Origin of the sequence: Streptomyces sp. NPDC001222 (assembly GCF_042896945.1) — a bacterium.
GTDB lineage: Bacteria > Actinomycetota > Actinomycetes > Streptomycetales > Streptomycetaceae > Streptomyces > Streptomyces gibsoniae.
This window is the reverse complement of record NZ_JBIAXT010000021.1, coordinates 153,170-159,611: the sequence shown is the minus strand read 5'-3', so window position 1 is coordinate 159,611 and position 6,442 is coordinate 153,170. Positions and strand designations below refer to the sequence as shown.

Here is a 6,442-nt window from a genome sequence, read left to right as displayed (position 1 = left end):
GTACTCACCCGAGAGACTCTCTCAGGCTTTCCTCCGGGCGCTTCCCTTCGGTGTTTCCGACTCTATCAGATCTTTTCTCGACCCGATTTCCTCGGTGCTTTCCAGGTTCCCGCTCCCGCGTTTCCCTTTCCGGCTTTCCCGACTTTATCAGAAGTTCCGGGGCCGATTGACCGGCGTCCATTTCTGAATCATCGGGGGTGGCTCCGCGGAATCGATGTTCCAGGAGCAAGTAGATGTTCTCGGTTGGCCCCGGGGTGGAGGTCCACCTCCAGGCAACTGTTCGAATCTACCTCCTCGCTCGACCCGTGTCAACAGGTCTTGCGCGGCGAAGAGGAGACTAGCAGGTCAACGGAGTGAGACGCACATCCGACGGGCCACCCCCGCGTCACGCCGCGCTGGGGAGGGTCGCACTGCGCTCGTGCGCTTCCAGGTCGCCCATGTCACCGGCCCGTGCCGCGCGCCCGCCCAGGACGAACACATACGTGAGAAAGGCCAGCTCAGCGAGGACGCCGATCGCTATCCGCATCCATGTGGGGAGGCCGGACGGAGTCACGAAGCCCTCGATGGCGCCCGACACGAAGAGGACGAGGGCGAGGCCGATCGCCATACCCAGGGCCGCCCGGCCCTCCTCCGCAAGAGCGCTGCGGCGGGTGCGGGGGCCCGGATCGACAAGGGTCCAGCCGAGCCGTAGCCCCGTGCCGGCGGCCACGAAGACGGCCGTCAGCTCCAGGAGACCGTGCGGAAGGACCAGCCCGAGGAAGGTGTCGAGACGGCCCGCCGAGGACATGAGGCCGAGGCCCACTCCCAGGTTCAGCATGTTCTCGAAGAGGATCCAGAGGACCGGCAGTCCCAGGAAGATGCCGAGGACCAGGCACATCGCGGTGGCTTTGGCGTTGTTCGTCCACACCTGGGCGGCGAAGGCGGCGGCCGGATGGCTCGAGTAGTACGTCTCGTACTCGCCGCCGGGGCGGGTCAGGTTGCGCAGTTCGCCGGGGGCCGCGATCGAGGACTGGACCTCCGGATGGGAGCCGATCCACCACCCCAGAAGCGCGGCGATCACCGTGGAGAGCAACGCGGTCGGTACCCACCAGTGGCGCGAGCGATAGACCGCAGCGGGAAAGCCATGAGTGAGGAAGCGGGTGACATCGCGCCACGAGGCACGGCGCGTGCCCGTCACGGCGCTGCGCGCCCGTGCCACCAGCTGATTGAGCCGGCCCGTGAGCTGGAGATCCGGTGCACTGGACCGGACCAGCGAGAGATGGGTCGCGGTGCGCTGGTAGAGAGCGACGAGTTCGTCCGTCTCGGCTCCCGTGAGGCGTCGCTGGCGGCGCAGCAGCGCCTCGAGGCGGTCCCACTCGGCGCTGTGGGCGGACACGAACACGTCGAGGTCCATGGGTCCGGCTGCTCCTCGTCCTCTCGTACTGCGTGACAGCTTGTCGCACTGGAGCGCGATGCGCCCACAGCTTGGCAGACTGTCGTATCCCGGGGTGGGTCAGGGGAAGGACGCGAGGCATGAGTGAACTGGTCACGGGCGAGGCGGTGGCGCTTGAGCTGCGCCCCGCGAAACTGCCGAGCCGGGTGCTCGCGGTGGTGCTCGACATGGTGGTGGCGGTCACCGCCTATGTCGTCGTGATGATCGCTCTGGTGGCGTCTACGTCCGGTCTGGACGACGCCGCGCAGATCGCACTGTCGATCGCGGCCTTCGTTCTGGTCCCGGTGGGCGGGCCGATCGCGGTGGAGACCCTGACCCACGGCCGTTCGCTGGGCAAGCTGGCCTGCGGGCTGCGCGTGGTGCGGGACGACGGAGGACCGATCCGGTTCCGTCACGCGCTGGTCCGGGGCGCGGTCGGGGTGGTCGAGATCCAGATGACGTTCGGGGTCGTCGCGTGCATCGCCTCGCTCGTGTCGGCCCGGGGCAGGCGCCTCGGAGACGTCTTCGCGGGCACGCTGGTCGTGCGGGAGCGGGTGCCGGTGGGGCGTACGGCCCTTGTGCCCCCGCCGCCGCCCTGGCTCGCCGGACGGTTCGCCGAGCTGGATCTCTCGGCGGTGCCGGACGGGTTGTGGCTGGCGATCCGGCAGTACCTGACGCGGATGCAGTCCCTGGATCCGCAGGTGGGCTGGGCGATGGCGGAACGTCTCGCCTCGGATCTCGCGGCACGTACGGGGACGCCAGCGCCGCATGGTGTCCCGCCGGCCGCGTATCTGGCGGCGGTGGTGCAGGAACGCCAGGCCAGGGAGGCGCGGCGGACGCTCGGGGGCCGGGGTGCCGAGGCGGCCGTGGAGGCGCAGGGGATGCCGGAGGGTCACGTCGGGCAGGCTCCTGCGCCCGTGCAGGCTCCTGCGCCGGGGCAGGCTGCCGCCCCGCGGAGCGAAGGAAGCCCGTGGGCGGCTCCAGGGTCCTCCGCGGCAGAGCAGGCGACAGGACCCGTCGGTGTGGACGTTTGGTCCGGAAGGCCCGGCCAACCGCAGACATATGGCCGTCCCCAGGCCTCGGCTGCCGAACCGCGGCCCGCGCCGCCGCAGGCGGCAGCGCCGTCGGACCGTCCAGCCACCGGGTTCGTGCCCCCGGCGTGACCGTCTGGCGCGGGCCCCGCGTCAACTGAGCGTCGACGGCGGTGATTCGAGGTCCTCCAGTTCGACGCCGGGCGCCGCGAGCACGACGTCACCGGCGATGTGGACGGTGTGCCGCTCCCCCGTGTCCAAGGCTGTGACCTGGTATTCGTCAACGATCAGCGGGTCGTTGTCAGTGGGGTGTGCTTCTCTTTCGATCAGGGCCCAGGACTGGTCCACGGTGCGGGGGGCGAGGACCGGATCGGTGAAGGCGACGAGGCGTACGCGCGTCGCCGCGGAGGAGGGGGTGAGACGCAGCAGCCGGGCAGTGGCGACGAGAAACGCGGGGGAGGTGCCGGTGAAGGCGTGGGCGCGGACATTGCCTTCGGTGGCGTGGGTGCCGGTGGGGTCGGTGCGGACCCAGGTGACGCCGTCCAGAGCGGCGCCCCGCACCTGCCAGCTCGCGGCGTGCAGTTCGAGGCGGATGGGACGGCCGAGCTCGTCGAGGGCGAGGTCGACGGAGCCGGCGTGGTCGCCGGAGGGGGTGGTCACTTGGGAGACGTAGCGCCAGCCCGAGGGGCCGGGTGCGCACTGGAAGTGTTCTTCGGCGAGGAGGGAGCCGTCGTGCGGGTCGTGAAGCGAATATCGGCCGCGGGGCATGGGGGTCCTGGGGTGTGACGGGCTGGTCCGGTCGGCCGGGCCAAAAGGGGCAGGCCCCCGACACGGGGGTGCGGGGGCCTGCCTGAGGGCCTGGTCGGTACCGGCGGTATCGGTGGCCGGTACCGGGGGTGGTCCTGTCAGTACCGGTAGTGGTCCGACTTGTACGGGCCTTCGACGTCGACGCCGATGTACGCGGCCTGCTCGGGGCGGAGCGTGGTCAGCTTCACGCCGAGCGCGTCCAGGTGGAGACGGGCGACCTTCTCGTCGAGGTGCTTGGGCAGCGTGTACACACCGGTCGGGTACGCGTCGGGCTTGGTGAACAGCTCGATCTGGGCCAGCGTCTGGTCCGCGAAGGAGTTGGACATCACGAACGACGGGTGACCGGTGGCGTTGCCCAGGTTCAGCAGACGACCCTCGGACAGGACGATGATCGTCTTGCCGTCGGGGAAGGTCCAGGTGTGGACCTGCGGCTTGACCTCGTCCTTGACGATGCCGGGGACCTTGGCGAGGCCGGCCATGTCGATCTCGTTGTCGAAGTGACCGATGTTGCCGACGATCGCCTGGTGCTTCATCTTGGCCATGTCCGCGGCCATGATGATGTCCTTGTTGCCCGTCGTGGTGACGAAGATGTCGGCCTTGTCGATGACCTCGTCGAGGGTCGTGACCTGGTAGCCGTCCATCGCCGCCTGCAGCGCGCAGATCGGGTCGATCTCGGTGACGATCACGCGGGCGCCCTGTCCGCGCAGGGACTCCGCGCAGCCCTTGCCCACGTCGCCGTAACCGCACACGACCGCGGTCTTGCCGCCGATGAGGACGTCGGTGGCGCGGTTGATGCCGTCGATCAGCGAGTGGCGGCAGCCGTACTTGTTGTCGAACTTCGACTTGGTGACGGCGTCGTTGACGTTGATCGCCGGGAACAGCAGGACGCCGTCGCGCTGCATCTCGTACAGGCGGTGGACACCGGTCGTGGTCTCCTCGGTGACACCACGGATCTCCGAGGCCAGCTGGGTCCACTTCTGGGGGTTCTCGCCCAGGGTGCGGTGCAGCAGCTGAAGGATCACGCGGTGCTCGTCGGACTCGGCGGTCTCGACGGCCGGGACCTTGCCGTCCTTCTCGTACTCGACGCCCTTGTGGACGAGGAGGGTGGCGTCACCGCCGTCGTCGAGGATCATGTTCGGGCCGCCGGTGGGGACGCCCGGCCAGGTCAGCGCCTGCTCCGTGCACCACCAGTACTCCTCCAGCGTCTCGCCCTTCCAGGCGAAGACCGGGATGCCCTGGGGGTTGTCCGGCGTGCCGTTCGGGCCGACGGCGATGGCGGCGGCCGCGTGGTCCTGGGTGGAGAAGATGTTGCAGGAGGCCCAGCGGACCTGCGCACCCAGGGCCACCAGCGTCTCGATGAGCACGGCGGTCTGGACGGTCATGTGCAGGGAACCGGTGACACGGGCGCCGGCCAGGGGCTGCGCCTCGGCGTACTCCTTGCGGATCGCCATCAGACCGGGCATCTCGTGCTCGGCGAGAGTGATCTCCTTGCGGCCGAACTCGGCCAGGGAGAGGTCGGCGACCTTGAAGTCCTGTCGGTTGTCGACAGTCGTCATTGCGAGGTGCTCCTCGGAGTCGGGGCGAGGTGGGTAGGGCTGGTCTGCGCGGCGGCGGACACAGGGGTGCCCGAAGAGGACACAGGCATGCCCGCGTGCGCGCAGCGCAGTCCGTCGGAGGCCCTCTCTCCCTCGGCCGGCCCGCCTGGGCCGCCCGACCGCCATCAGCAGCGACGTCTGGCTCCGTCCCAAGCTACACCGAGGGACCCGGCCGCCCCCAGTCCGCCTCCGGACACATCGTGGGCGCGGTGAAGCGGACCGCGCGCTTCCCCAGGTGGTGCGCCGGGACCGGGCAAAGCCGGATGAGCAGGGCGTTTCCATGGCTTTGTGCTCGGACGATCAGGGGGACGCCGGGGCGTCGGGGGTGCCGGATCGGTCGTTCGCGGCGGCGTGCCGTGTGAGGAAGGTGTCGGGCTTCGAGGCCCGGCGCTCAGCCGACGCACAGGCGGTCGCCAGTGCCCCGGCAGGCAACGTTCGCCCGTCGAGGAGCGGCGACATGGCCCCTGCTCGAGCGAAGCCGAGAGCTCGGGGGGCGCGCTCTGGGGGTACCCCTGCTCGAAGAGCTTGGGGGGGTGCCGGCCGGAAGGCCTCGTACTGGATGTACTTGGGCTTTCGGCCGGTGCGGAGAGAGGGCGTGCCGGGCGTCGCGACGGGGCGAACCGTGCCTGTTGGGGCACTAGCTGGTGCTGTGGCCGCGAAGATTCGCCGGAAGGGCTCGCGGGGTCCGGGGCTGGGGGTGCCCCGCGCCTTCCAGGCAGTGGGGGAGCCTCGCAATGCGGAGCATCGCCCGCGTACCGGATGGACTCGGGGGATGCGACAACGCGGCGAGGTGCCGTGCCGGGGGCGCACCTCCCAGCCTCCCAGCCGCCGGGCTGGGGGAGTCGCGAGCCGGCGGACCTTCTCGGTCGCAGCGCCGGCTGGCTAGCCTCTGCGCGTGCGGAGGGGCCGTGCGGGGAGGGGATGGCGATGGGTAAGGGACGGGGACTGGCGATCGCGGCGTGGTTGACGCTGCCACTGGGGCTGATCTTGTTGGTGGGCTCCCTGCTCTATGTGCGGGCGGCCTACACGGCCGTCACGGTGAGCGGCGGAAGCATGGAGCCCACCTATGGCGTCGGCAAGCAGCTCGTCGTACGGCGGCTGGACGGCGACGAGATACACAGAGGGGATGTCATCCTCTTCGCCACGCCGGACCGCTACAACGGCGCGGCCGTGCTGAAGCGGGTGATCGGTGTGGGCGGCGACCACGTGGTGTGCTGCGGCAAGAGCACGGACGAACGCATCACCGTCAACGGGCGGCCGTTGGTGGAGCCGTATGTGAAGGACGGCATCGCCGACGGTGCGCATCGGCCGTACGACGTGAAGGTGCCCGAGGGCCGGCTGTTCGTGCTGGGTGACCACCGGGTCAACTCCGTGGACTCCCGGTTCTTCGCGACCGACGGCCACCAGGGGACGGTGGCCGTCGGCGATGTGCAGGGGCGCGTCGTCGGGGGTCCGGGCCGGCTTGTGGGCTGGCTTCTGTCCGCGCTGCTCGGACTGATCCTGACCGCCACGGGCATCGGCCTGGGGATCGCCGCCGTGGCGGTGCGCCGGAGGCGGGTCGTGCCGCCCGCGCCGCCGTGGCCCGTCCAGATGTGACA

At 70.1% G+C, this 6,442-nt stretch carries 5 protein-coding genes; 2 read left to right on the top strand and 3 right to left on the bottom strand.

All coding sequences use genetic code 11. The features are described from left to right. Positions 1 to 385: 385 nt before the first annotated feature. A complete protein-coding gene (locus tag ACFY2Z_RS26250; protein WP_390746546.1) occupies positions 386 to 1,393 on the bottom strand; it encodes a stage II sporulation protein M in 1,008 nt (335 codons plus the stop codon). Between the two features lie 119 nt (positions 1,394 to 1,512). On the opposite strand from ACFY2Z_RS26250, the gene ACFY2Z_RS26245 reads away from it, so the two are divergent. After that, positions 1,513 to 2,574, top strand: coding sequence for an RDD family protein (locus ACFY2Z_RS26245; protein ID WP_390746545.1), 1,062 nt, complete (start codon positions 1,513 to 1,515; stop codon positions 2,572 to 2,574). Between the two features lie 21 nt (positions 2,575 to 2,595). Here the strand turns inward: ACFY2Z_RS26245 and ACFY2Z_RS26240 are convergent, their stop codons facing one another. Further along, positions 2,596 to 3,210 (bottom strand): hypothetical protein, encoded by a 615-nt coding sequence (locus tag ACFY2Z_RS26240; RefSeq protein ID WP_390746544.1) that lies wholly within the window; start codon positions 3,208 to 3,210, stop codon positions 2,596 to 2,598. A 137-nt stretch (positions 3,211 to 3,347) separates the two neighbouring features. Next, positions 3,348 to 4,805: an adenosylhomocysteinase gene (ahcY, locus tag ACFY2Z_RS26235; protein WP_390746543.1), complete on the bottom strand. Its 1,458-nt coding sequence runs from the start codon at positions 4,803 to 4,805 to the stop codon at positions 3,348 to 3,350. Positions 4,806 to 5,771: 966 nt separating this feature from the next. On the opposite strand from ahcY, the gene lepB reads away from it, so the two are divergent. Then, entirely contained in the window at positions 5,772 to 6,440 is a 669-nt protein-coding gene (gene lepB, locus ACFY2Z_RS26230; protein ID WP_390746542.1) for a signal peptidase I, read from the top strand. The last annotated feature ends 2 nt before the right edge of the window (positions 6,441 to 6,442 follow it).

Coding starts and splice junctions, on each gene's coding strand:
- ACFY2Z_RS26245 (WP_390746545.1), top strand. CDS start 1,513: ATGAGTGAACTGGTCACGGGCGAGGCGGTGGCGCTTGAGCTGCGCCCC.
- lepB (WP_390746542.1), top strand. CDS start 5,772: ATGGGTAAGGGACGGGGACTGGCGATCGCGGCGTGGTTGACGCTGCCA.
- ACFY2Z_RS26240 (WP_390746544.1), bottom strand. CDS start 3,210: ATGCCCCGCGGCCGATATTCGCTTCACGACCCGCACGACGGCTCCCTC.
- ahcY (WP_390746543.1), bottom strand. CDS start 4,805: ATGACGACTGTCGACAACCGACAGGACTTCAAGGTCGCCGACCTCTCC.
- ACFY2Z_RS26250 (WP_390746546.1), bottom strand. CDS start 1,393: ATGGACCTCGACGTGTTCGTGTCCGCCCACAGCGCCGAGTGGGACCGC.